This window comes from Xanthomonas sp. SHU 199 (genome assembly GCF_000364665.1).
Taxonomy (GTDB): domain Bacteria; phylum Pseudomonadota; class Gammaproteobacteria; order Xanthomonadales; family Xanthomonadaceae; genus Xanthomonas_A; species Xanthomonas_A sontii.
In genome coordinates this window covers 1-778 of sequence record NZ_AQOI01000783.1, presented here as the reverse complement: position 1 = coordinate 778, position 778 = coordinate 1, and the positions used below count along the sequence as shown (strand labels likewise).

Annotated in this window: 1 protein-coding gene; it reads right to left on the bottom strand. The window is 76.1% G+C overall.

The window, feature by feature from the left end; translation table 11 throughout:
- On the bottom strand, positions 1 to 778 hold a 778-nt coding region (locus D183_RS25570; RefSeq protein WP_017910814.1), incomplete at both ends, for an ankyrin repeat domain-containing protein.

Here is a 778-nt window from a genome sequence, read left to right as displayed (position 1 = left end):
ACGCGGCCGGGGCGGGCGGCTTCCAGCCACGGCGTGCGGCCCAGCGCATCGCGCGCTTCCAGGTTGGCGCCGGCGCCGAGCAGGGCCTGCACGATCTCCACGTGGCCGGCCTGCGCCGCCTCGTGCAGCGCGCTGCGGCGCTGGCGATCGCGCGCATCGACCCGTGCCTTGTGCTTGAGCAGCAACTGCACGCCGGCCGGATCGTCTTCCTCGGTACCGGCCGCGGCCAGCAGCACCGGGCTGGCCTCGGCCGGCTCCGGCTTGGCGCCGCGCTCAAGCAGGAACTTGGCCATGCGCCAGTTACCGACCTGGCAGGCCACCGCCAGCGGGGTCAGGCCGTCGCGGTTGGCCGCGTCCAGTTCGGCAGCGGCGTCGCGCAGCAGCGCGGCCACGCCCGGGTCGGAGCTGCGCGCGGCGTGATGCAGCGGGGTGTTGCCGTCGCCGTCGCTGGCGCGCGGGTCGGCGCCGTTGGCGAGCAGGGTCATCACCGCCTCCGGGCGGCCATGCCAGCTGTCGCGGGTGGCGGCCAGCAGCGGGGTCATGCCCAGGTGCGGGCGATTGACGTCGACCCCGCGCACGATCAGTTCGCGCAACAGGCGCAGGTCCGGCAGCACCGCGGCCAGCACCGGCAGGCTGCGCTGGTCGCGCCACTCGGCGGCGGGCAGCGCATGCGGATCGGCGCCGGCCTGCAGCAGTTGCAACGCGCGATCGACGCGGCCCCCGCGGGCGGCGTCGTACAGCGCCGCATGCAGTTCGTCCTGCGCCGGCGGCGGCTCGT